The following is a 22,878-nucleotide window of genomic DNA, read 5'->3' on the forward strand; positions in this document are numbered from 1 at the left end:
CGCCTCCTCAGAGGTTGCTGGCGGCGGTGTCGCGGATCGCCGCGACGATGTTCGGGTAGGCGCTGCAGCGGCAGATGTTGCCGCTCATCCGCTCGCGGATCTCCGCGTCGCTGAGGGTCGGCGTGGATGCGACATCCTCTGTGACGTGGCTCGGCCACCCCGCCTTCGCCTCGCTCAGCATGCCGACCGACGAGCAGATCTGGCCCGGCGTGCAGTAGCCGCACTGGAAGCCGTCGTGCTCCAGGAACGCCGCCTGCATCGGGTGGAGCTTGTCACCGTCCGCCAAGCCCTCGATCGTGGTGACCGAGTCGCCCTCGTGCATCGCCGCGAGCGTCAGGCAGGAATTGATGCGCCGGCCGTCGACCAGGACCGTGCAGGCCCCGCACTGGCCGTGGTCGCAGCCCTTCTTCGTTCCGGTGAGGGCCAAGTGCTCGCGCAGGGCATCGAGGAGCGTGGTGCGGGTGTCCAGGACGAGATCGTGCGACTGGCCGTTGACGGTGAGCCGCACCGGCATGGTCTGCGGAGCCGGATCGCCCGGCGCCGACGCCGCCACTGCGGGCGCGGGGCGGAAGCCGAGGGCGCCCAGAGCGCCGGCCACGGCGCAGCCCTCCACCACGGCCCGCCGCGTCAGGGCGAGCGGCTTCGTCGGAGTCGCGTCTGTCATGCTGCCATCCCGCCCGTGCACCGCGCGTGGGACGCCGCGCAGCTTGGAATCTGGTGCGCCAACGTGCATCCGCCTCGATTAGATCCGGTCCAGACTGCGCCCGTTCAGCGCGGGCGGATAGCGTCCCGTCATCGGGAGCGCAGCGAACCCACCCGGGGCAGGACACGCTGCGCAGGCATCGCGCCGCGCTGGATTGCTTCGCTCCGCTCGCAGCGACGTGCCGCTTCGGCGTGCCGCTTCGGAACGTGTTGCGCCGACGCCGTTTGGGTTGAGCGACAGCCGTCACCGGAGACACGCCGCATGGCCGCAACTGCCCCGACCCTCGCACTGAACGACGGGCGCCGCATCCCGCAGATCGGCTACGGCTGCTGGCAGCTCTCGGACGCGCAGGCTCCGGACCTGGTCGGCCAAGCCCTCCACGCCGGCTATCGGCTGATCGACACGGCCGCCGCGTACGGCAACGAGGGGGGTGTCGGGCGCGGCATCCGGGACGCGGGGATCCCCCGCGCCGAGATTTTCCTCACCACGAAGCTCTGGAACGACCGCCAGGGCCGGGACGAGGCACGCCGCGCCTTCGACGAGAGCCTGCGGCAGCTCGGTCTCCCATATGTCGACCTGTACCTGATCCATTGGCCGTGTCCGCAGCGGCGCCTGTTCGTCGAGACCTGGACGACGCTGATCGAACTCCGGAAGGAGGGCCGCACGAAGTCCATCGGCGTGTCGAACTTCACGCCCGAGCATCTCGCCACCCTGATCGGCGAGACCGGCGTGGCTCCGGCCGTCAATCAGATCGAGCTGCATCCCTATTTCCAGCGCGAGGAGCCGCGCGTCGAGGACGCCCGTCACGGTATCGTGACCGAGTCATGGAGCCCGCTGGGGAGGGGCAAGGAGCTGAACGACCCGGTCATTCTCGCGATCGCGAAGGCGCACGGGAAGACGCCCGCTCAGGTGGTGCTGCGCTGGCAGATCCAGATCGGCTGCGTGGCGATCCCGAAGACCGCCACCCCGCGACGCATCGCCGAGAACATCGCGCTGTTCGATTTCGAGCTCGGCGCCGACGAGATGGCGCGGATCGCCGGTCTCGACAGGCCGGACGGCCGCATCGGGCCGGACCCGGCGACCTTCTGCTGATCGCTTCGGCCTTCGGCGGCGCAGCGTAACATCGCACCGCAAAAGATTTATGCTCACAGCTAGCATATCTGGACAGGCGCGCGCGGCCCCCATAAGTTAGACGGCGCAATGCTCAAACTGAGCATAATGGAGGACGCCATGGCGGCGACCGTTGCACCCGTCTCCCGCACGACGATCCCGGGGCTGCCCCTTCCGGATCTCTACGCCCGCGTCAGCCGGCACGTCCCCGCGATCGAGTGGCCGGCGCTCGCCCCCGACATCGAGGCAATCCTGCGCCTGAAGCGCGAGCGCAACGCCGTCATCCTGGCGCACAATTACCAGGCGCCGGAGATCTTCCACACGGTGGCCGACATCGTGGGTGACAGCCTCGCGCTGGCCCGCGAGGCGGTGAACGTGAACGCCGACGTGATCGTGCTGGCGGGCGTCCACTTCATGGCCGAGACGGCCAAGCTCCTGAACCCGAGCAAGACCGTGCTCATCCCCGACATGGGCGCCGGCTGCTCGCTGGCCGATTCGATCACCGCCGCAGACGTGCGCGGCCTGCGCGCCAAATACCCGGGCGTGCCGATCGTGACCTACGTGAACACCTCGGCGGCCGTGAAAGCCGAGTCCGACCTGTGCTGCACCTCCGGCAACGCCGTCGCGGTGGTCAGGTCGCTGAACGCCCCCCGCGTCCTCATGATCCCCGACGAGTTCCTCGCGCAGAACGTCCAGGCCGAGATCCCGGAGGTCGAGATCCTGACCTGGGCCGGCCACTGCGAGGTGCACGAGCGCTTCACCCCGGCCGACATCCGCGACGTCCGCGACAGCTATCCCGGGGTGACCGTGATCGCGCACCCGGAATGCCCGCCGGACGTGGTGGCCGAATCGGACTTCTCGGGCTCCACCGCGATGATGATGGACTTCGTCGTCGAGAAGCGGCCGAAGCAGGTAGTACTCGTCACCGAGTGCTCCATGGCGGACAACATCGCGGCGCAGAACCCGGACATCGAGTTCATCAAGCCCTGCAACATGTGCCCGCACATGAAGCGGATGAGCCTGCGCAACATCCGGCGGTCGCTCGAGACGATGACCTACGAGGTCACGGTCGACCCGGCGCTCGCCGACCGCGCCCGGGCCGCGGTCGAGCGCATGCTCGAGGTGCGCACACGATGAACGCGATCTCCCCGAACAGCGCCGACCGCGTCGTCGTGGTCGGCGGCGGCGTCGCGGGCCTCAGCGTCGCGCTGCGCCTCGCGCCCCGCCCGGTGACGCTGGTCACGGCCTCGGCCCTCGGCCTCGGCACCGCCACCGGCTGGGCCCAGGGCGGCATCGCCGCCGCGGTCGGCGCCGACGACGCGGCGGCGCTCCACGCCGCCGACACGGAGGCCGCCGGCGCCGGGCTCACCGAGCCCGACGTGGCGCTCCGGGTCGCCGCGGAGGGCCCCGCGCTGATCGACTGGCTCGTGCGGATCGGCGTCCCGTTCGACCGCACCGACGACGGCGCGCTGGCCCTCGGGCTCGAGGCGGCCCACGGCCGCCGCCGCATCGTCCGCTCCGGCGGCGACGCCACCGGCGCCCGCGTCCTCGAAGGGCTCGTGCGGGCCGTGCTGTCGGCGCCGTCCGTGGAGGTCGTCACGGCGCGGGCCTGCGACCTGCTCCGGGACACGCGCGGGGCGGTGGCCGGCATCGTGGCCGAGCGCGACGGCGCGCTGTTCCGCATCCCGGCCCGCGCGGTGGTGCTCGCCACCGGCGGTGTCGGCGCCCTCTACGCGGCGACCACCAACCCGCCGGGCGCCGTCGGCCGCGGGCTGGCGCTCGCCGCCCGGGCCGGCGCGGTGATGCGCGACATGGAGTTCGTGCAGTTCCACCCGACCGCCATCGCGGCCGGCGCCGACCCGATGCCGCTCGCGACCGAAGCTCTGCGCGGCGAGGGCGCCCGCCTCATCGACGAGACCGGCGCCGCCGTGATGGCCGGCATCGCGGGCGGCGACCTCGCGCCGCGCGACGTGGTCGCCCGCGGCATCTTCCAGGCGCTGCAGCGGGGCCGCACGGTCTATCTCGACGCCCGCGGCGCGCTCGGCGCCGCGATGCCGACGCGCTTCCCGACCGTGGCGGGGCTCTGCGCCGCCGCCGGCATCGACCCCGCCGTGCAGCCGATCCCGGTCCGCCCGGCGGCGCACTACCACATGGGCGGCGTGAAGGTGGACGCGTACGGCGCAACCTCGGTGCCGGGCCTCTACGCCTGCGGCGAGGTCTCCTCGACGGGCCTCCACGGCGCCAACCGCCTTGCCAGCAACTCCCTGCTGGAGGGCCTCGCCTACGCGCGCTTCATCGCCGACGGGCTCGATGCGCCGCCGCCCGCCGCGATCGTGCCCGAGGCCGTGTCTGTCCGTGCCGCCGGCGACCTGCCGGCGATCCGCGCGCTGATGGAGCGCAGGGTCGGCGTCGTGCGCGACGCCGCCGGCCTCGAGGAAGCCGTCGCCGTCCTCGAGGCGGGGGCTGAGACCTGCGACGCCGCCCTCGTGGCGCTGCTCATCGCCCGCGGCGCGCTCGCCCGCCGGGAGAGCCGCGGCGCCCACTGGCGCAGCGACTTCCCCCATCTCGCCCCGGCCGCGCACACCGAGGCGACGCTGGCCGACCTGATCGCCGCGACCCCGTCCGCCGAGGAGGCGCTGACGCCATGACCCAGTCGGTTCTCTCCGATGAGATCCTCCCCCTGCCGCGGCTCCTCGTGGAGCCCGTGGTGCGCGCTGCCCTGCTGGAGGATCTCGGCCGGGCCGGCGACATCACCACCGACGCCATCGTCCCCCCGGGCGAGCGGATGCGCGGCGTGATCGCCTCCCGGCAGGACGGCGTCATCTCGGGCACCGACGCCGCCGCCATCGCCTTCGCGCTGGTGGACCCGGCCGTCACCGTGACGGTCGAGCGCGGCGACGGCGCCCGCGTGGCGCCGGGCGACGTGGTGCTGCGCCTCGAGGGGCCGGCGCGGGCGATCCTCACGGCCGAGCGCGTGGCGCTGAACCTGCTCTGCCGGATGTCGGGCGTGGCCACCGCCACCCACGGCCTCGTCGAGGCCGCGCGCCCGCACGGCAAGGCCTCGATCGTCTGCACCCGCAAGACGACGCCGGGCCTGCGCGCCCTGGAGAAGCACGCGGTCCGGGCCGGCGGCGGCTCGAACCACCGCTTCGGCCTCGACGACGCGGTGCTGATCAAGGACAACCACGTGGCGGTGGCCGGCGGCATCGTCCCGGCGATCGAGCGCGCCCGGTCCCGGGCCGGCCACTTGGTGAAGATCGAGTGCGAGGTCGACAGCCTGGAGCAGCTGGAGGAGGCGCTCTCGGTCGGGATCGACGCGGTGCTCCTCGACAATATGGGGCCCGACCTGCTCCGCCGCGCCGTGACGATGATCGACGGGCGCGCCCTGTCCGAGGCGTCGGGCCGGATCACCCGCGAGACGGTCGGGGCCGTCGCGGCCTCGGGGGTCGACCTGATCTCCTGCGGCTGGATCACCCATTCGGCGGCGATCATCGACCTGGGGCTCGACGCCGCCTGATCGGCGGGCCCCGCGCGCCGCCGGCGCGGCGGGGCCGAAGCGGTCGCTCGACTGTCATCACGTTCGGGTGACAAGTCTTCGCCGCGGTCGCTCGGGAGATCTGCCGAGTCTATCGCCGCGCGACCGACTCGCTAAGATTTCGGCCAACCGCGACGCCATCGACCGGACCCGACCGTGAGCCAAGCCCTGCCTTCCGCGGCTGCCCCGGCGGTCGATCGTCCGGCGGCGCCGGTGGCGCGCAAGCCCGGCGCGGTCCGGCACGGGCCCGGCGGCGCGCTGATGCTGGGCGCGCTGGGCGTCGTGTACGGCGACATCGGCACGAGCCCGCTCTACGCGTTCAAGGAGGCCGTGAAGGCCGCGACCAGCGGCGGCGCCTCGGTGCCGGCGGCGGCCACCGGCGCGGTGTCGCTGATCCTGTGGTCGCTGATCCTGATCGTGTCGCTGAAATACGCGGTGCTGATCCTGCGCGCCGACAACCGCGGCGAGGGCGGCATCGTCGCCATGCTGGCGCTGCTCGGCGCGCGGCATGCCAGGCCGGGGACGTGGAAAGCGCTGCTGCTGGTGGTCGGGCTGGTGGGCGCGGCGCTGCTCTACGGCGACGGCGCGATCACGCCGGCGATCTCGGTGCTGTCGGCGATCGAGGGCCTGAAGATCGACGCGCCGGCGCTCGGGCCGTACGTCGTGCCGATCACCCTCGCCATCCTGGTCGGGCTGTTCCTGGTCCAGCACAAGGGCGTCGCCGCCATCGGCCGGGTGTTCGGGCCGGTCATGCTCGTCTGGTTCGTCGTCCTGGTCCTGCTCGCGGTCCCGAGCATCCTGCACGCGCCGGAGATCCTGGCGGCGGCCAACCCGTTCCGGGCGGTGGACTTCCTGATCCATGCCGGCTGGCATGTCAGCTTCCTGATGCTCGGCGCGGCCTTCCTGGCGGTGACCGGCGGCGAGGCGATGTACGCCGATCTCGGCCATTTCGGCGCCCCGGCGATCCGGATCGCGTGGTTCGGCCTCGTGCTGCCGGCGCTGCTGATCCACTATTGCGGCCAGGGCGCGCTGATCATCGCCGACCCGAGCGCGATCGAGAACCCGTTCTACCGGCTCGCGCCGGACTGGGCGCATTACCCGCTGGTGGCGCTCGCCACGATGGCGACCGTCATCGCCTCGCAGGCGGTGATCTCGGGGGTCTACTCGCTCACCCAGCAGTCGATCCAGCTCGGCTTCATGCCGATGATGCGGGTGGTGCACACCGATGAGGACGAGCGCGGCCAGATCTACGTGCCGGCGGTGAACTGGCTGCTCGCCGTGGCGACCCTGACGGCCGTGGTGGTGTTCGGCTCCTCCGACGCGCTGGCCGGCGCCTACGGCATCGCGGTCTCGGCGCTCATGGGCATCACCACGCTCCTCGCCGCGCTGATCGCGCTCCGCTGGGGCTACAACCCGGTCCTGGTCCTCGCGGTCAACGGCTTCTTCCTCGGCATCGACCTCGTGTTCTTCTCCGCCAACAGCGTGAAGCTGTTCGAGGGCGGCTGGTTTCCGCTGCTGCTCGCCGGCGTGGTCGCCTTCCTGATGCTGACCTGGATGAAGGGCAACCACGTCCTCGAATCCGTCCGCCAGACCATGCGCATGTCCGAGGCCTCCTTCCTCTCCAGCCTCGGCTCGCACCCGCCGGTGACGCTGCCCGGCACCGCGGCCTTCCTGACCGCCGCCACCGAGGGCATCCCGATGGCGCTCGGCCGCCTGCTGGAGCGCAGCCGCTGCCTGCACGAGCGGATCCTGCTGATCACCGTCGTCTACGAGGAGGAGCCGGTGATCCCGGCGAGCGAGCGGGCGCAGGTCACGCTGGTGGCGCAGGGGATCCGCAAGGCGATCTCGAAGTACACGCCCGGCATGGAGCGCGTCGTGCTGCGCTACGGCTTCATGCAGACCGCCTCGATCCCCGAGGGGCTGCAATGCGCGGTGGCGAGCGGGCTGCTGCCGCCGGAATATCTGGAGGACATGACGTATTTCGTGGGCCACGAGGTGGTGATCCCGTCGCCGACCCATCCCGGCATGGCGACGTGGCGGGAAGGCCTGTTCGCCTTCATGAAGCGGAACGCCGAGCGCACCGGCGCCCATTTCGGCCTGCCGACCCGGCAGATCGTCGAGGTGGGCACCGAGATCGAGATCTGACCGGCCGCGGCGCGCGGGGGCGCTGCCCGAGCCGCGCGTCGGAGGCCGGGGCCGGCCGTCTTTCGCATTGAAAACGGCCCCGTTCGCCAGCATATCGCCACCGCAATTTCCCCACAGCGGAGGCATCACCCGTGAGCGAGACGATCGAGCGGCACGAGTTCGGGGCGGAGGTGGGACGCCTCCTCGACCTCGTCGTGCACGCGCTCTACTCCGACCGCGAGATCTTCCTGCGCGAACTCGTCGCCAACGCGGCCGACGCCATGGACCGGCGGCGGTTCGAGGCCCTGACCTCGGCGGCGAGCGCGCTGCCGCCGGACGCCAAGGTCCGCATCGCGCCCGACAAGGAGGCGCGGACCCTGACCGTGTCGGACGCCGGCATCGGCATGACCAAGGAGGATCTCGCCACCAACCTCGGCACCATCGCGCGCTCCGGCACGCGGGCCTTCTCGCAGACGCTCGAATCCGCCAAGGCCGAGGATCGGCCGAGCCTGATCGGCCAGTTCGGCGTCGGCTTCTACTCGGCCTTCATGGTCGCCGACCGCGTCACCGTCACGTCGCGCCGCGCCGGCAGCGACGAGGCCTGGACCTGGGCCTCGGAGGGGCAGGGCAGCTACACGCTGGAGCCGGCGACGCGGGCCGAGCCCGGCACCGACATCGTGCTGCACCTCAAGGCGGATGCCGACGAGTACCTCGAGCCCTACCGCCTCGACCATCTCGTGCGGAAATGGGCCGACTTCATCACGGTGCCGATCGCCGTCGTGCGCGACGGCAAGGACGAGTCGGCCAACCAGGGCACCGCGCTCTGGCGCAAGGCGAAGTCCGAGGTCACCGAGGAGCAGTACGAGGAATTCTACCACTCCATCGGCATGAACTTCGACAAGCCGTGGGCGACGCTCCACTGGCGCGCCGAGGGGCAGCTCGAGTTCTCCGCGCTGCTCTTCATCCCCGGCTCGAAGCCGTTCCAGGCCCTCGAGAACGAGCGGCAGAGCAAGGTCCGGCTGCATGTCCGGCGGATGTTCATCACCGACGAGGCCGAGCTGCTGCCGCCGTGGCTGCGCTTCGTCCAGGGCGTCGTCGACACCGAGGACCTGCCGCTGAACGTCTCCCGCGAGATGCTGCAATCGACCCCGGCGCTCGCCCGGATCCGCCGCGCGGTCACCGGGCGCGTCGTCTCCGAACTCACCACCCGCGCCAAGGACGCGGAGGGCTACCAGTCCTTCTGGGAGAATTTCGGCCCCGTCCTCAAGGAGGGCATCTACGAGGATTTCGAGCGCCGGGGCGAGATCGCGCCGCTCCTGCGCTTCCGCTCCTCGGCGGTCGAGGGCTGGACCTCGCTGCCCGACTACGTGTCCCGCATGAAGGACGGCCAGGAGGCGATCTACTACCTCGTCGCCGACGACGCCGAGGCGCTCAAGTCGTCGCCGCAGCTGGAGGGCTTCCGGGCCCGCGGCCTCGAGGTGCTGCTCCTCTCCGACCACGTCGACGCCTTCTGGCCCGATCAGCTCGGCACCTTCGACGAGAAGCCGCTCCGCTCGATCACCAAGGGCGGCCTCGACCTGTCGAAGTTCGCGCCGGAGGGCGAGCAGCCGGAGGCGCCTGAGGGCATCGACGCCTTCGTCGCCGCCGTGAAGACGGCCCTCGGCGCCGAGATCTCGGACGTGCGCACCACCGACCGGCTCGTCGATTCGGCCGTGGTCCTCTCGGCCGGCACCGGCGGACCCGACCTGCAGATGCAGCGGCTCATGCGCCGGGCCGGGCGGGCCGGTGCCGGGCAGCCGGTCCTGGAGATCAACCCGCGCCACCCGCTGATTCGGGCGCTGGCCGCGGCGCCCGAATCGGAGGTGCCGCAGGCCGCCGGCACGCTCCTCGACCTCGCCCGCATCCAGGACGGCGACAGCCCCCGCGACCCGGCGGCCTTCGCCCGCACGGTGGCGGCGGCGCTCGCGGCCGCGCGGGGCGCGTAGGACTACGGAGACCCGCGCCGCGCGCTGCCGGGACGCCGCGCGCGGCGTGTGTCTCCACACACATCCGTTCGGGATGATTGTGGGTTCGGTTGATCATTCGGAAATGGTCGAGCCATAACTTCGCCACCGGTCGGGATCATTGCCCGGCCGAAGGCGCGGGCGCGGTGGGGGCCGCAGGCGTCTGAGCCGAACCCTCTCGCGCGCCTCGGGCGCGCCTCACGGACGCTGCATGAACCCGGTCGAGGCTGAAGCCGGCAACGGACAGGCGGTCGCGGCGGCGCGGACCCGGGCCCACGCCCGGGCGTACCGCCACAGCGGACGCGTGCGCACCATGCGCCGGCTGATTCCGGTGGTCGCCGGCGGCGCGGTGGCGCTGCTGCTGGGCTACCTGTTCAATCCCTTCGCGGCGCAGCTGCCGGGCGTCTCGGTCGGCCCGGTGACGCTGGCCGGCTCCAAGGTCCGCATGGAGAACCCGCGGCTCTCGGGCTTCCGCCAGGGCACGCGCGGCTACGAGGTGACGGCCGACGCCGCCCTCCAGGACGTCCGCAAGCCGAGCCAGATCGAGCTGCAGCAGATGCGCGGCCACATCGCCACCGACGACCAGGGCGGCATCGCCCGCCTCTCGGCGACGTCGGGCCTGTTCGACACCGCCCGCGAGGCGCTCGACCTGAAGGACGACATCCGCATCTGGACCGACAAGGGCGAGGAGGCGCGCCTGCGCTCCGCCGCCGTCGCGTTCAAGACCGGCTCCATCAGCTCGCAGGAGCCCGTCACCGTCTCGAGCGCGCGGGCCAACGTGAAGGCCGACACCCTCGACGTCGTCGAGAACGGCAAGCGGATCTCCTTCGTGGGCAACGTCCACGTGGTCATCGTCAGCGACGCGCCGGGGGAGAAGCCCCAGGCCCGCATCCTGACGTCGGACGCCGAAGCCGCGGACGGTGCCCGATGAGCGCCGCCCGCCTCCTCTGCGCCGCCCTGGCGGCCGGGCTGGTCCTCGCCGGCCCGGCGCTGGCCGAGAAGCCGGCGCGCAAGGATTCGCCCTTCGGCAATATCGGCGGCGGCGGCAAGGATCCGATCAAGATCGACGCCGACCGGCTCGACGTGTTCGACCGGGAGAACAAGGCGGTCTTCGCCGGCAACGTCGTGGCCGTGCAGGGCGACAGCACCATCCGCTGCTCGACCATGACGGTGACCTACAAGCGCGGCAAGGACGCGCCGGGCAAGGGCGCCAAGGGCGACGCCAAGCCCGAGGCGCGGGACGAGGGCGCCGACGCGGCGCCGCGGAACCCCGCCGAGAACGGGATCCAGAAGGTCGACTGCGCCGGGCCGGTGACGGTGGTGCAGAAGGACCAGGTCGCCACGGGCGATCACGCGGTGTTCGACCAGGACGCCAAGCGGATCGTGCTGACCGGCAACGTCGTCCTGAGCCAGTGTCAGAACGTCACCCGCGGGCAGCGGCTCGTCTACGACATGAACACCGGACGCGCGAACATGGACCCGGTGGCGGGCGGCCGCGTCTCGGCCCTGTTCGTGCCCGGCGAGAAGTCCGACGCCAAGGACGGCAAGGCGAAGGGCTGCAGCCAGCCGCCGCCCAGGCCGAAGGCGCAGGTCGATTGAGCGGCGCCGTGGCGTTCCAGGCGGGCCCGCAGGAGCCGGCCCGGACGGGCTGGCTCGGCCGGCTGTTCGGCCGGCGCGCTCGGCAGGCCGAACAGCCGGCCGAGGCCGACGGCTGGTCCGCGGCCGAGGAGGGCGGTCTCGGCATCCTCAGCGTGCGCGGCCTGCGCAAGAGCTACGGCGCCCGCACGGTCGTCCACGAGGCCGGCCTCACCGTGCGCACCGGCGAGGCCGTCGGGCTGCTCGGGCCGAACGGCGCCGGCAAGACCACGATCTTCTACATGATCACCGGGCTGGTGGCGGCCGATCGCGGCCACATCACCCTGGACGGCCTGCCGATCACGCACCTGCCCATGTACCAGCGGGCGCGGCTCGGGATCGGCTACCTGCCGCAGGAGGCCTCGATCTTCCGCGGGCTCACCGTGGAGGACAACATCCGGGCGGTGCTGGAAGTGGTCGAGCCGGACCGCAAGGCGCGCGCGCGCAAGCTCGACTCGCTGCTGGAGGAGTTCGACATCGCGCGCCTGCGCAAGTCGCCCTCGATCGCGCTCTCGGGCGGTGAGCGGCGGCGCTGCGAGATCGCCCGGGCGCTCGCCTCGTCGCCGACCTTCATGTTGCTGGACGAGCCCTTCGCGGGCATCGACCCGATCGCGGTCGGCGACATCCAGGACCTCGTGAAGCACCTGAAGCAGCGCGGCATCGGCGTGCTGATCACCGACCACAACGTCCGCGAGACGCTGGGCCTGATCGACCGCGCCTACATCGCCCATTCCGGCCGCATCCTCACGGAGGGCACGCCCGAGGAGATCGTGGCGAACCCGGACGCGCGCCGGCTCTATCTCGGCGAGGATTTCCGGCTCTAGGCCGGCCGCTCAGCCCTTCCAGTTCTTCAGCGCCGCGAAGGGGCTGTCCGAACCCGCGGGCTTCTCCGGGTTCAGCACCGGCTCCACCTGGGCGATCGCGTCCGCCATCGAGAAGGCCGAGCCGCTCTGGAGCCGGCCGCCCGCCGCGTCGCGGTGGCCGCCGCCGCGGAACAGGCGGGCGCCGTCGAGCGCCGTGCCGTCGTTGGACCGGAACGACAGCGTGCCCATCCGCTGGACGTTGACCACGCGCTTGGCCCGGCCCGCGTCCATGATCAGGTCGGAGACCCGCTGGAAGGTACCCGAATCGAGGGCGAAGGACAGGAGCGTGCCGTCCTTCAGCGGGCGGAACAGGGAATCCGAGCGGGCGAGCGCCCGGGCGAGCCGCATGCGCGTCGTCAGCGCCGGATCGTCGTCCGGCGCGTCGCGCAGCAGGGTGTCGACCACGCCGGCGCGCAGCGCCGAGGCGCGGCGCTCCAGCTCGGCCGGGCTCGCCCCGTCCCGCAGGGCGGCGGCGGCCGCGAGCAGGATCTCGGACACGAACCGGTCGTGCCAGGGATGCCCGACCGGCACGTAGCTCGACACGACCTCCCAGAACAGCTCGTCCAGGGCCAGGCCGCCCCGGAAGGCGGGGCTCTCCTTGCGCCACAGGTCGAGGGCGTCGACCGCGGTGAGCAGGCTCGACAGGTCGGTCGCGGGCTCGTGCGCGGCGAACAGGGACCGGTGCTCGAAGGCCATCCGCGTGGCGCAGATGTCGTCCTCGATCAGCACGGCGATCTCGGGGTCGCCCAGGTCGATCCGGTGGAGCGCCGGCCGCTCGGCGTCGGGTGCCGCATCCAGGCCCAGGCGCCGCATCTGGTCGAGGGAGGAGGCGTGGTGGTCGAGGACCACGAGGCGGTGCTTCTGCCCGTCCTCGCGGCGCCGGTTCATCGCGGCGAACTTCTTCAGGCCCGCGATGGTCTGCTCCTCCAGGCCGAGGTCGGTCATCAGCAGGATCTCGCGCTCCGCCGCGCGGCCGAGGCGCCGGATCTCGTCCTCGAAGACCGGGCCGACATCGCTGTAGCGGGGCACGTGGACGACGCGCTCGACCGGGGCGCAGGCGGCGGCGACCGTCGAGGCGCCGTAGCCGTCGAGGTCGTGGTGGGTGATCTGGATCAGGCGCAACGGGCGGACTCGGAGGGTGACGGAGCGGCCCGTCTACGACGCCCGGCGCCGCGAGGCGAGGGGCGGCGGCCCTTCCGTCCGGCGGCGTTCGGTGCAGAATGCTCCCCGGCTGCCACGAGTCGCGAAGGACCGGCCGGCCGCGGAGACCCCCAAGGGGCCCGTCATTCGGGGAGGACACGATGGCCCTGGCCGCAACGCCGCGCGTGCGCCGCATCCAGACGATCTCGCTCGCCCTGCTGGTGACCGCGGGCGTCGTCAACTACGTCGACCGGGCGACCCTCGCGGTGGCCAACCCGCTGATCCGCGAGGATCTCGGCCTCTCGATCCCCGACATGGGCCTGCTGCTCTCGGCCTTCCTCTGGGCCTACGCCTTCGCCCAGCTGCCGGCCGGGGCGCTCGCCGACCGGCTCGGCCCGCGCCTGACGCTGACGCTCGGCCTGACCTGCTGGTCGTTCGGCCAGATGCTCGGCGGCGCGGTGACGTCGTTCTGGCAGTTCGTGAGCGCCCGGATCGTCCTCGGAATCGGCGAGGCGCCGCATTTCCCGACCTGCGCCCGGGTCAGCCGCGACTGGTTCAACATCCGCCAGCGCGGCACCGCCACGGGGATCTGGAACTGCGCCTCCTCGCTCGGGACCTTCCTGGCTCTGCCGCTGCTGACCTTCCTGATGGTGAGCTTCGGCTGGCGGGCGATGTTCGTCATCATGGGCGCGGCCGGCCTCGTCCTCGCGGCGATCGTCTACCTCGTGTTCCGCAACCCGCGCGAGACCGACCTCACGCCGGGGGAGCGGGCCTTCCTGGAGGAGGGCGATGCTCCGAACGCCGGCCGCGCGGTCACCTGGAGCGCGTGGCGGCGGCTCTTCGGGTTCCGCACCAGCTGGGGGATGATCGTCGGCTATTTCGGCTGCATCTACATGACGTGGCTCTACACCGCGTGGCTGCCGAGCTACCTCGAGATCGAGCGGCACTTCACCCTGCAGAAGACTGGCCTCGTCGGCTCGATCCCCTTCGCCTTCGGCGTGCTGGGCGGGATCCTGGGCGGTCGCGTCGTGGATGTCCTCGTCCGCCGCGGCGTCGACCCGATCCGCAGCCGCAAGATCCCGATGGTCGGCTCCCTGGTGGCGACCGCCGCGTTCACGGTGGTGGCGGCGCTGACGCCGAGCGACACCCTCGCGATCGCCTGCATCTCGGCCTCGCTGTTCCTGGTCTACATGAGCTCGTCGTCGGCCTGGGCGATGGCCTCCGTGGCGGCGCCGGCCAGCTGCACGGCGTCGCTCGGCGCCATGCAGAATTTCGGCGGCTACATCGGCGGCGCCCTGGCGCCGACCGTGACGGGCTTCATCGTCGGCGGCACGGGCCACTTCTCCATGGCCTTCATCACCGGCGCCGTGATCGCCCTGGTGGCGGCCCTGGGCTACTGGACGCTGATCCAGGATCCCATCGCCGACGAGGGTCCGGAGAGCCCCGCCGTCGGCGCGCTCGGGGCCGCGCGCTAGGCGAGCCGACGGCGCCCTCTCGCGTCACCCCCGCGCGTCACCCCCACGCTTCACCCCCGCAGGTTCGGCGCGGCCAGGATCAGGTCGCGCAGATGCGTGCGGGCCGTGAAGCTCCGGCGCATCAGGTCGACGAAGGTGGCGGCCGGCCCGTCCCAGTCGTGGCGCGCCGCGTGGGCCCGCGCGGCGCAGGCGTCGAAGGGCAGCCGCCCCTCGACCGCCGCGCCCATCAGCTCCGCGAGACGGTCGACTCGGTCGGGCGCGTCCGGGTCGAAGTAGCTCGCCGCGCTGCCGCCGGCTTCCGGGATGGCCGTCAGGCTCGAGGCGATGACGGGGGTTCCCCGGGCGAGGCTGTCGAGCACCGGGATGCCCCAGCCCTCGCCGCGGCTCGGGAAGACCAGGGCGGCGGCCCGGGCGTAGAGGTCGGACAGGCCCCGGTCGTCGATGCCGGCGATGTGCACCGCGTCCGGCGTCCGGGCGAGGCGGTCGAGGGTCTCGGGCCGCTCGCCGTCGCCCTTGCCGACCACGATCAGCCGGGCCGCGCCCTGCGGCAGCCGCGCGAAGGCGTCGAGGACGAGGCCGAGGTTCTTCCGCGGCTCCAGCCGGCCGACCATCAGCAGGTAGGGGCGCCCGTCGGCGAGCGGCGTCCGCTCCGTGACCGCCTGCGGCGGCGTGGAGCCGCAGCGCACCTCGGCGATGCGCTCCCGCGCGATGCCGTAGACGTTGGCGATGGAGTCGCGGCTGTAGTCGGAGATGGTCAGGACCAGCTTGGCGCGCCGCGCCGAGAGCCGGGTCAGGATCTTGTTCCGCCAGCGCATCGACCAGGGGAAGAACTCGGGATGCGTCTCGAACAGGATATCGTGGACCACCACCACCTGCCGGTCGCCCGGCACCAGCGGCGGGGCGATGTAGGTGGTCAGCAGCGTGTCCAGACGGTCGCGCAGGAACAGCCACGGCCAGACCAGGGTCAGCCGCACGGTCGCGGGCACGCGCGGCAGCCGTTGGTGCTCGATGTTGTCGCCCGAGACGATGCGGGCGCAGGCCTCCGGGTCGCCGGAATACACCACGTAGGTGGCGTCCGGGTGGCGCGCGGCGGCGCGCCCGATGATGTTCACGAGCCAGGTCCGGCTGCCCTGCGGCTTGCCGGTGAGCACGTGCGCGTCGATGCCGATGCGAAGCATGTTACGGGTTCCTGTAGGCGCCGAAGGTCGGGGCCTCGCCGGGGGCGTAGGCCTGGCCGGCGATGTCGCGGGTGGCGCCGAGCGGGATGCCGGCGCGGGCCGGGGGCGCCGTCAGGGCGAGCCCGCCGGCCATGGGGTTCGCGGGATCGCGGAAGGCGGGCGTGCCGGTGAGGTCGGGACCCTGACCGTTGAGCGGCAGGCTCGCCCCGTCGCCGGTGGCCTGCGTGCCCCAGCGGTAGAGCGGGGCGCCGACGGCGCTGCCGAGGAAGTTCGGCCCGATCGCGTTGTTGTTGTCGGTGGTGGTCGCCTCGACCACGATCGCGGCCACGTTCGGCCGGGTCGCGTAGGCGATGTTGTTGAGCACCCGGTTGTTCGACGTGCGGTCGACCTGCTTGGTGTAGTCGGAGGCCAGCACGATCTCGCCGCGATAGACGTGCTTGCCGCCGGAATCGCGCATGTTGCCGGTGGTCGAGTTGTTGACCACCGTGTTGGAGCCGGCGTCGAACAGGTTGATCCCGGCGCCGTCGTTGTCGGCCGCGACGTTGAACGCGACGATGTTGCCGTCGCACCACTGGTCGATCTGGATTCCGTTGCCGTCCTGGCCGGTCGTCTCCTTCTGGCCGGTGACGATGTTGTACCGGATGATGTTGCGGTCGCCGGCGTCCTGGGCGGCGTCCTTGGCGTAGACGTGGATGCCCGAGGTGCCCGACATCCCCACGCCGTTGCCCGAGACGCGGTTGCCCTCCACGACGTAGCCGGAACCGTTGATCTCCATCCCGTGGATGCCGTTGCCGGTCACGGTGTTGTCGAGGATGAAGCTCGGATCCTCTGCGGGCGCGTTGATCACGTCGACGGCCACGCCGTGGGTCTGGTTGTCGGCGAGGGTGTTGCCGGTGATGCGGTGACCCGCCCCGGCACCGTCGCCGATCCAGATCCCCAGGCCGGAGCGGGACACGGTCGAGCCCGCGACCGTGACATGGCTCGATCCCCGGCGGATGATGAAGCCGGAATTGACCGCGCCCTGGACGCTCAGGCCCGTGACCGTGACGTAGGTGGCGTTCTCGAACACCACGGAGTTGGACAGCCGCGGCTGCGTGCCGGGTTCTGCCGCCACCGTCACGGGCGCCGCCGCGGTCCCGCGGGACCCGACGAACACGACGTCGCCGTAGCTGCCGCCCCGGACCAGCACGCTCGATCCGGGACCGAGACTGGCGAAGGGCACGTCGGCGAGCCGCGCCACCGTGGTGTAGCCGGGCTTCGCGCCGCCGGCGGGATCGACCAGGATGTTCTGCTGCACCTGCGCGTCGGCCGGCCCGCAGGCGGACAGGACCGGCAGGAGCAGGGCCGACAGGGCGCCGCCGAGGACCGTGCGGGGCCAACTCATGCCGCGAGCGCCCGGGCGATGGCGAGGCGCTTGCGCCGCTGGAACAGCCGCCGCCACACGCTGCGGCCGGCCTCGGGGCTGATCCGCGTCAGCGCGCGCGCCGCCATCTGCCAGCCGGGCAGGAGCGCCTGCGGCATGGCGAGGTCGGCGACCCGGTGGCGCGCCGCCGCGCCCAGCGGCGGCGGCCCGACGAGGCCGAGCCGGCCGAGATCCGCCACGAGGTCCGGGCGCTTGCGATACCACAGCACCAGCGCCGCGCCCTCGCGCTCGGCGATCCGCAGGTAGGCCGCCTCGTCCAGGAGGTGGTGGTGGTAGCCCAGCGCCTCGGGCGCGTAGAACAGGCGCATGCCGCGCCGGGCCAGCCGCTCGCCGAGCTCGATGTCCTCGTGCCAGAACAGCTTCGGGTCGAAGCCGCCCGCCTCCTCCAGGAAGCGCCGGTCGACGCTGACGTTGCAGGTCAGGAACGCGTCCCAGCCGACCGCGTCGCGGCCCGCCAGCGCGTCGTAGGAGGCGTCGTGGTGGAGCGCCGAGAAGGGCGAGAAGGGCAGGGCGGGGTCGATCGTCATCCGTCCGAGGATCGCTGTCTCACGACCGCCCCGCCGGGCGTGGGCGAGCCGGTGCGCCTCGACGAGGCTCGGGACCGGGATCGTGTCGTCGTTGACGATCAGGAGGCGCTCGCCCCGCGCCGCCGCGATGGCGCGGTTGCGGGCGGCGTTCGCCCCGGCATTCTCCTGGCGCAGGTGCACCACGGGGATCCGGGCCGTGGCGACGGCGCGGCTGACGACCGTCCCGGTGTGGTCGGTCGAGCCGTCGTCGCAGACGACGATCTCGAAGGGCGCGTCCGTCTCCTGCCGGTCGAAGGCCCTCAGGCACAGGCGCAGCGTGTCGGCGCGGTTGTAGGTCGGGATGATGACCGAGAGCACGGGTCGATCGCTCATGAGGAGGCTTCCGGGAGCGGGAGGTCGAGGGGATCGGTCGGGGCGCGGCGCAGGCACAGCCACCCCGCGAGGGCGGCCGAGAGGGCCGCGGCGGCGGGCACCGCCGCGGGCGCCAGGGCGGCGGGACCGGCGGCCCAGGCGAGGACGGTGAGGAGGGCCGGCGCGGCGAGGATCGGCACGTCGGCCAGGGCGAGGGGCGGTCCGGCCTCCCGCCAGAAGGCCTGGGCCAGGACGCCGAGCATCGCGGCCTCGGCGAGCAGCGCGGCGATGCCCGCGCCGAGGAGCGGATCCCAGGGGATCAGCAGCGTGCAGGCGAAGAGGTTCGTGGCGCAGGCCGCCGCGCTCCCGCGCACCGCGAAGCCGGTCCGGCCCAGCGGGACGAGGCCCGCGAACAGGATCGTGGCGGCGATCAGCAGGACGCTCATCCCGGTGGCGATGCGCAGCACCGGGACGGCGCGGCCGAAATCCGGGCCGAAGGCGAGGCGCACCAGCGGCTCCGCGAGGGCGCAGGTCGCCACCGCTCCGGCGCAGGACGCGGCGAGGATCGGGACCAGCGCGCCGCGGACCCGCGCGCGCAGGGCGGTCGTGCCGGCGCGCGACCGTCCGTCGACCAGGGGCCCGACGGCGCGCCCGAAGACCGGCACCAGCGGGGCGCACAGGGTGATCGCCACCGCGGCGCCGAGCTCGAAGAACCGGAAGCCGGCCGTGAACTGGCCGAGCTCGGCCGCGCCCGCGAAGGCGGCCAGCATCATCAAGCTGATCCGACCGTTGAGCGAGCCGAGGGCGTTCGAGACGCCCACCCCCGCCGCGGCCCGGATCGTCGCGAGCGCGTGCGGCAGCGAGGCGGGGCGGGCGGGCACGAGGCGCAGCGCCAGCGCCAGCCCGACCGCGCCGTACGCGATGCCGGCGGCCACCGCCACGAGGCTGAGCGCCGCCTCCGGAAGCTGCAGCCAGAGCGCGAGTGCCGTCCCGCCGACCAGCAGGGCGGCGTTGGCGAGCGACGGCCAGACGGACCAGCCCGGGCGCCCGCAGACCTGGAACAGGGCGTCGAGGAAGCGGGCGGCCGCGAGCGGCATGAGGAGAGCGGCCAGCGCCAGGGCGGGCCGGATCGCGTCCGGCAGCATCGGCAGGACACCGAGGAGTGCGGCGCCGGTCCCGAGACCGAGGACGAGGCGCGCCGACAGCATCCGGCCGAATTCGGCCGCCCGCATCTCCGGCCCGATCGCGCCGAGCCGCGCCCCGAAGGTCAGGGTGGTGCCAAAATCCGCCGCGATCAGCGCCACCGCGAGGATCGCCAGGGCGAGGCCGTAGCGGCCCAGCGCCGCCGGGCCGGCGAAATGGCCGACCATCACGAAGGCCGCGAAGCCGGCCGCGAGGTAGACGCCGCGCCCCGCCGCCTGACCGAGCAGGTTCGCGCCGTAGCGCAGCCCGCCGGCGCGCCTCCGTCCCGACAATCGGTTTACCAAGCGAAGCATCTCTCGGTGAAGCCTGACTGAAAACTGCGACCTACGATTGCATCGTGGCAGGCTGCGTATGGCTTGCAACCGCAAGCTCAATTTATGGTTGCAGAGTTGTCGCGTTGGGAAAAACCGGAGGACTGCGTATGTCCGAGACAGCCGCTGGACCGGATCTGCGTCTCTCGCGCGGAGTGGACGCGGAGGCGGGGCGTCTCCGGTGGGCCGAGGTGCGGGCTGCCCTGTCCGCCGACCGCGATCACTGGCGCCGCCGCGGCGGCGGACCGGCCCGCCTGCGCCGGGGCTACCACGCGGTCTGGCTCTACCGCCTGTCCCGCTACGCCCACGAGCGCGGATGGCGGATGGCGGCGTGGCTGCTGTGGCTGGTGAACGGCTGGTGGACGGGCGCCGACATCCCGCCCTCCAGCCGCATCGCCGGCGGCCTGTTCCTGCCGCAGCCCTACGGGACGGTCATCGCCGGCGCCGTGGGCCGCGACGCCGCCTTCGGGATCCAGGCCTCCATCGGCGGCCTGCTGAAGGAGCCCGATCAGGACATCGGCGGCGGCCCCGGCCTGCCGGTGCTGGGCGACGACGTCGTCCTGGAGGCGGGCGCCATCGTGCTCGGCGCCGTCCCGATCGGTGACCGGGCCCGGATCGGCCCGCGGACCACCATCCTCAAGCCCGTCCAGGCCGACGAGGAGGTCATGCCGCAGCCCTGGCGGCCGCTTCCCGGCCGGGGGGGCGCGGCGTGAGCGGCCCGATGACCGACCACGTCACCCTGCCGGGCCTGCGGCGCCTCCTGGCGGCCGACTTCGCCCGCGTCCTGCGCCAGACGACGGGGGGCAAGCCGACCTCGCGGCTGCGGCGCGCGATGCACCTCACGCTGCCGGCCATGCAGGTGGCGATCCTCCACCGGACCGCGCACCTGCTGCACGGCCGGGGCTGGCGCCGCTGCGCCGCCCTGGTGGCGGACCTGTCCCTGCGGCTGACCGGCGCCTGCCTGCATCCGGGCTCGCGCCTCGGGCCCGGGCTGTTCGTGCCGCACCCGGCGCGGGTCGCCTTCTGCGGCACCGGGGGCGCCGACCTGACGCTCCTCCCCGGCACCCTGGTCGGGCCGCGGGACTGGGTCTTCCCGAGCCAGCCGTTCCCCGCCGACGGCCCCCGTCTCGGCGACGGCGCCGTGGTCGGCGCGCACGCCGCCGTGCAGGGGGCGGTTGCCATCGGCGCGGGCGCGACGATCGGGATCGGGGTCTGCAGCCTCCGGGACGTCCCGGCCGGCACCGTGACGATGCTGGTCCAGCGGCAGCTCCGCAGCGGCGGCCGCGGCCCGGAGGCGGGCCGTGGGCGCTAGATCCGGACGCGCCGGGCCGGTGCCCGGCTCACGCGCGCCCGTGCTCGCGGCGGACGGCCGGCCGCGCCTCCCGGCCCTGGCGCCTGGGCGCCAGCTGGCGGCGCAGCACGCGCTCGTAGGCGTCGAAGATGCCGCGCCACGTGAACGCCTCGGCGTGGCGGCGACGGGACGCCTCGCCCATGACCGCGAGGCGGCGCGGCCCGGCCCGGACCAGGCCGAGGATGCCCCGCCGCAGCTCGGTCTCGTCACCGAAGTACAGCGCCTGCGGCCCCGCCACCCAGCGGTTGAACGGGTTGTCGTGGGCGAGGATCGGCGAGCCCGCCCCCAGCGCCTCGACCAGCGACGGGTTGGTCCCGCCAACGGTGTGGCCGTGGATGTGGAACCGGGCGTGGAAGCGGAGTGCGGCCACGCGCTCGGCCTCGTAGATCGCGCCGGCGAAGATCACGTCCGGCCCGCCCGCCGCGCGGACGGCGCAGTGGTACGGGTCGGACTCCGCGAGCTTGCCCAGCACGAGCAGCGGCAGGCCCGGCCGGACCTCGCTCCAGGCCCGGACGATCTGGAGCACGAGGTTCTCGGGCACCACCCGGGCGATCAGCAGGCCGTAATCCCGCGGGCGCAGGCCGAACGTCGCCAGCGGCTCGGTCGAGGCCTCCAGCACCGGGTCGGCGCCGTACGCGATGGTGGTGATCCGGGCGGCCGAGGTCCGGCGGGCGAGGTGCAGGGCGATCTCCGGATGGTCCGCCACGAGGTGGGTCGAGAACAGGCTGCCGAGCCGCTCGTTCAGCCAGAACCAGGCCTTGGCGGGCTTCGACCAGCGGTCGCGCTTCCACTCGATGCCGTCCATGTTCATCACGCTGCGCTTGGCGGTCAGCCGGTAGAGCAGCGAGAACACCGCGGTGTTGTAGCCGAGCACGAGGGGCAGGGCCGGCCGGAAGGCCGCCCGCAGGGTGCATTTCAGGTCGAACACGATCGTCGAGACGGCGCCGTCGCCCCGGACCGCGACCGGGATCAGCAGGATCCCGCGCCAGACCATCGGGGGCGCCGGCTCGCGGACTTGGCAATAGACCTCGACCCGCCAGCCGCGCGCCACGAGCTCCAGCGCGAGGCGCTCCGCCAGCGTCTCGAACCCCCCGTGCGCCGCCGGCACCCCGCGGGTGCCGAGGATCGCCACTGTCGGGCGCCCGCCCGATCCCCCGGATTTCATATGCGCCGTCGGCGCAGCACGTTCAGAGGAGCCTGAGGCATGGTCACGGTCGAACAGCGTCTGTTCCGGGAGATGGGAGCCGGGGGCTATTCCCGGCACGACCACCGGATGGAGTACATCGTGCGCGTCAACGCGCTGCTCCGCTCCGACATGCGGGTCATGGAGTTCGGCGCGGGGCGCGGCAAGTGGAGCGATGACCCGGTCCCACTGCGGCGGCACCTCGGCGACTTCCGGGGGCGCTGCGCCCAGGTCGTCGCCTGCGACGTCGACGAGGCGGTCCTCGGCAACCGGTCGGCCGACGAGGTCCGGCTGATCGGTCACGACGGGGTGCTGCCATTTCCGGACGGGAGCTTCGACCTGATCTCGGCCTTCTCGGTCCTCGAGCATATCGAGCACCCCGAGGTCACCGCGGCGGAGCTCGGCCGGGTGCTCGCGCCGGGCGGCTGGCTCTGCGCCTGGACGCCGAACCGCTGGGGCTATGTCGGGATCGGGGCGCGGCTCGTGCCGAAGCGGCTGCACGCCCGGGTGCTGCGCCTCGTCGAGCCGCGGCGGGTCGAGATCGACTCGTTCGTGCCGCTCTACACGATGAACACGGAGGCGGCGCGGAAGCGGCTTTTCCCAACTGACCGGTTCGAGCACTTCACCTACAGTTTCGACGGGCAGCCGTTCTATCATGGCGAGAACATCGTCCTGGGCAAGTTCTGGGAGCTGCTGTTCCGGCTCACGCCGGGTCCCTTCAAGGGCTACCACATGGTGTTCATCCGCAAACGGCCGTGACGGT

Annotated in this window: 20 protein-coding genes; 13 read left to right on the forward strand and 7 right to left on the reverse strand. The window is 72.8% G+C overall.

The window, feature by feature from the left end:
• Nucleotides 1-7: 7 nt before the first annotated feature.
• Entirely contained in the window at nucleotides 8-664 is a 657-nt protein-coding gene (paoA, locus tag LXM90_RS06430; protein WP_012322349.1) for an aldehyde dehydrogenase iron-sulfur subunit PaoA, read from the reverse strand.
• Between the two features lie 300 nt (nucleotides 665-964).
• On the opposite strand from paoA, the gene LXM90_RS06435 reads away from it, so the two are divergent.
• The 9 genes from LXM90_RS06435 to lptB all read left to right on the forward strand — a co-directional run bounded on the left by LXM90_RS06435 (nucleotide 965) and on the right by lptB (nucleotide 11,934).
• A complete protein-coding gene (locus LXM90_RS06435; protein ID WP_234082091.1) occupies nucleotides 965-1,795 on the forward strand; it encodes an aldo/keto reductase in 831 nt (276 codons plus the stop codon).
• 138 nt (nucleotides 1,796-1,933) lie between these two features.
• The gene (gene nadA, locus LXM90_RS06440) at nucleotides 1,934-2,950 is read left to right on the forward strand and encodes a quinolinate synthase NadA (protein ID WP_234082094.1); all 1,017 of its coding nucleotides are present in this window, start codon (nucleotides 1,934-1,936) and stop codon (nucleotides 2,948-2,950) included.
• Nucleotides 2,947-4,461, forward strand: a complete 1,515-nt coding sequence (locus LXM90_RS06445) for an L-aspartate oxidase (RefSeq protein WP_234082097.1) — start codon at nucleotides 2,947-2,949, stop codon at nucleotides 4,459-4,461. Before nadA ends, LXM90_RS06445 begins: the two co-directional genes overlap by 4 nt.
• Nucleotides 4,458-5,330, forward strand: a complete 873-nt coding sequence (gene nadC, locus LXM90_RS06450; protein ID WP_091977714.1) for a carboxylating nicotinate-nucleotide diphosphorylase — start codon at nucleotides 4,458-4,460, stop codon at nucleotides 5,328-5,330. Before LXM90_RS06445 ends, nadC begins: the two co-directional genes overlap by 4 nt.
• Before the next feature lie 174 nt (nucleotides 5,331-5,504).
• Nucleotides 5,505-7,493, forward strand: coding sequence for a potassium transporter Kup (locus LXM90_RS06455; RefSeq protein ID WP_419149852.1), 1,989 nt, complete (start codon nucleotides 5,505-5,507; stop codon nucleotides 7,491-7,493).
• 131 nt (nucleotides 7,494-7,624) lie between these two features.
• Nucleotides 7,625-9,457 carry a molecular chaperone HtpG gene (gene htpG / locus LXM90_RS06460; RefSeq protein WP_234082100.1) on the forward strand — a complete coding sequence of 611 codons (1,833 nt, stop codon included), beginning with the start codon at nucleotides 7,625-7,627 and terminating at the stop codon, nucleotides 9,455-9,457.
• Between the two features lie 229 nt (nucleotides 9,458-9,686).
• The gene (lptC, locus tag LXM90_RS06465; RefSeq protein WP_042671243.1) at nucleotides 9,687-10,406 is read left to right on the forward strand and encodes an LPS export ABC transporter periplasmic protein LptC; all 720 of its coding nucleotides are present in this window, start codon (nucleotides 9,687-9,689) and stop codon (nucleotides 10,404-10,406) included.
• Nucleotides 10,403-11,074 (forward strand): LptA/OstA family protein, encoded by a 672-nt coding sequence (locus LXM90_RS06470; RefSeq protein WP_056531813.1) that lies wholly within the window; start codon nucleotides 10,403-10,405, stop codon nucleotides 11,072-11,074. Before lptC ends, LXM90_RS06470 begins: the two co-directional genes overlap by 4 nt.
• 8 nt (nucleotides 11,075-11,082) lie before the next feature.
• Entirely contained in the window at nucleotides 11,083-11,934 is an 852-nt protein-coding gene (gene lptB, locus LXM90_RS06475; protein WP_419149853.1) for an LPS export ABC transporter ATP-binding protein, read from the forward strand.
• 9 nt (nucleotides 11,935-11,943) lie between these two features.
• Here lptB and LXM90_RS06480 read toward each other — a convergent pair whose 3' ends face one another.
• Nucleotides 11,944-13,095: a demethylmenaquinone methyltransferase gene (locus LXM90_RS06480; RefSeq protein WP_020090583.1), complete on the reverse strand. Its 1,152-nt coding sequence runs from the start codon at nucleotides 13,093-13,095 to the stop codon at nucleotides 11,944-11,946.
• 179 nt (nucleotides 13,096-13,274) lie between these two features.
• Here LXM90_RS06480 and LXM90_RS06485 point away from each other — a divergent pair, with 179 nt between their 5' ends.
• Nucleotides 13,275-14,588 (forward strand): MFS transporter, encoded by a 1,314-nt coding sequence (locus tag LXM90_RS06485; protein ID WP_020090582.1) that lies wholly within the window; start codon nucleotides 13,275-13,277, stop codon nucleotides 14,586-14,588.
• A gap of 50 nt (nucleotides 14,589-14,638) precedes the next feature.
• Here LXM90_RS06485 and LXM90_RS06490 read toward each other — a convergent pair whose 3' ends face one another.
• From LXM90_RS06490 to LXM90_RS06505, 4 genes are read right to left on the reverse strand one after another with little or no spacing between them, the layout of a single operon-like run.
• On the reverse strand, nucleotides 14,639-15,766 hold the full coding sequence (locus LXM90_RS06490; RefSeq protein ID WP_020090581.1) for a glycosyltransferase family 4 protein: 1,128 nt from the start codon (nucleotides 15,764-15,766) through the stop codon (nucleotides 14,639-14,641).
• A gap of 1 nt (nucleotide 15,767) precedes the next feature.
• A complete protein-coding gene (locus LXM90_RS06495) occupies nucleotides 15,768-17,150 on the reverse strand; it encodes a right-handed parallel beta-helix repeat-containing protein (protein ID WP_020090580.1) in 1,383 nt (460 codons plus the stop codon).
• Complete coding sequence (locus LXM90_RS06500; protein WP_026604531.1) at nucleotides 17,147-18,088, reverse strand: glycosyltransferase family 2 protein; 942 nt, start codon at nucleotides 18,086-18,088, stop codon at nucleotides 17,147-17,149. Before LXM90_RS06500 ends, LXM90_RS06495 begins: the two co-directional genes overlap by 4 nt.
• Nucleotides 18,085-19,563 carry a lipopolysaccharide biosynthesis protein gene (locus LXM90_RS06505; RefSeq protein WP_026604530.1) on the reverse strand — a complete coding sequence of 493 codons (1,479 nt, stop codon included), beginning with the start codon at nucleotides 19,561-19,563 and terminating at the stop codon, nucleotides 18,085-18,087. The genes LXM90_RS06500 and LXM90_RS06505 overlap by 4 nt, the downstream gene beginning before the upstream one ends.
• Nucleotides 19,564-19,691: 128 nt before the next feature.
• Between LXM90_RS06505 and LXM90_RS06510 the strand changes: the two genes are divergently transcribed.
• Complete coding sequence (locus LXM90_RS06510) at nucleotides 19,692-20,294, forward strand: serine acetyltransferase (RefSeq protein WP_026604529.1); 603 nt, start codon at nucleotides 19,692-19,694, stop codon at nucleotides 20,292-20,294.
• A gap of 8 nt (nucleotides 20,295-20,302) precedes the next feature.
• Nucleotides 20,303-20,893, forward strand: a complete 591-nt coding sequence (locus tag LXM90_RS06515; RefSeq protein WP_020090576.1) for a serine acetyltransferase — start codon at nucleotides 20,303-20,305, stop codon at nucleotides 20,891-20,893.
• A gap of 28 nt (nucleotides 20,894-20,921) precedes the next feature.
• Here LXM90_RS06515 and LXM90_RS06520 read toward each other — a convergent pair whose 3' ends face one another.
• The gene (locus LXM90_RS06520; RefSeq protein WP_043711944.1) at nucleotides 20,922-22,097 is read right to left on the reverse strand and encodes a DUF1972 domain-containing protein; all 1,176 of its coding nucleotides are present in this window, start codon (nucleotides 22,095-22,097) and stop codon (nucleotides 20,922-20,924) included.
• A gap of 39 nt (nucleotides 22,098-22,136) precedes the next feature.
• Between LXM90_RS06520 and LXM90_RS06525 the strand changes: the two genes are divergently transcribed.
• Nucleotides 22,137-22,874, forward strand: coding sequence for a class I SAM-dependent methyltransferase (locus LXM90_RS06525; RefSeq protein ID WP_020090574.1), 738 nt, complete (start codon nucleotides 22,137-22,139; stop codon nucleotides 22,872-22,874).
• Nucleotides 22,875-22,878: the final 4 nt, after the last annotated feature.

Source organism: Methylobacterium oryzae (genome assembly GCF_021398735.1).
Taxonomy (GTDB): Bacteria; Pseudomonadota; Alphaproteobacteria; order Rhizobiales; family Beijerinckiaceae; genus Methylobacterium.

Coding starts and splice junctions, on each gene's coding strand:
- paoA (WP_012322349.1), bottom strand. CDS start 664: ATGACAGACGCGACTCCGACGAAGCCGCTCGCCCTGACGCGGCGGGCC.
- LXM90_RS06435 (WP_234082091.1), top strand. CDS start 965: ATGGCCGCAACTGCCCCGACCCTCGCACTGAACGACGGGCGCCGCATC.
- nadA (WP_234082094.1), top strand. CDS start 1,934: ATGGCGGCGACCGTTGCACCCGTCTCCCGCACGACGATCCCGGGGCTG.
- LXM90_RS06445 (WP_234082097.1), top strand. CDS start 2,947: ATGAACGCGATCTCCCCGAACAGCGCCGACCGCGTCGTCGTGGTCGGC.
- nadC (WP_091977714.1), top strand. CDS start 4,458: ATGACCCAGTCGGTTCTCTCCGATGAGATCCTCCCCCTGCCGCGGCTC.
- lptC (WP_042671243.1), top strand. CDS start 9,687: ATGAACCCGGTCGAGGCTGAAGCCGGCAACGGACAGGCGGTCGCGGCG.
- LXM90_RS06470 (WP_056531813.1), top strand. CDS start 10,403: ATGAGCGCCGCCCGCCTCCTCTGCGCCGCCCTGGCGGCCGGGCTGGTC.
- LXM90_RS06485 (WP_020090582.1), top strand. CDS start 13,275: ATGGCCCTGGCCGCAACGCCGCGCGTGCGCCGCATCCAGACGATCTCG.
- LXM90_RS06490 (WP_020090581.1), bottom strand. CDS start 15,766: ATGCTTCGCATCGGCATCGACGCGCACGTGCTCACCGGCAAGCCGCAG.
- LXM90_RS06495 (WP_020090580.1), bottom strand. CDS start 17,150: ATGAGTTGGCCCCGCACGGTCCTCGGCGGCGCCCTGTCGGCCCTGCTC.
- LXM90_RS06500 (WP_026604531.1), bottom strand. CDS start 18,088: ATGAGCGATCGACCCGTGCTCTCGGTCATCATCCCGACCTACAACCGC.
- LXM90_RS06505 (WP_026604530.1), bottom strand. CDS start 19,563: ATGCTTCGCTTGGTAAACCGATTGTCGGGACGGAGGCGCGCCGGCGGG.
- LXM90_RS06510 (WP_026604529.1), top strand. CDS start 19,692: ATGTCCGAGACAGCCGCTGGACCGGATCTGCGTCTCTCGCGCGGAGTG.
- LXM90_RS06515 (WP_020090576.1), top strand. CDS start 20,303: ATGACCGACCACGTCACCCTGCCGGGCCTGCGGCGCCTCCTGGCGGCC.
- LXM90_RS06520 (WP_043711944.1), bottom strand. CDS start 22,097: ATGAAATCCGGGGGATCGGGCGGGCGCCCGACAGTGGCGATCCTCGGC.
- LXM90_RS06525 (WP_020090574.1), top strand. CDS start 22,137: ATGGTCACGGTCGAACAGCGTCTGTTCCGGGAGATGGGAGCCGGGGGC.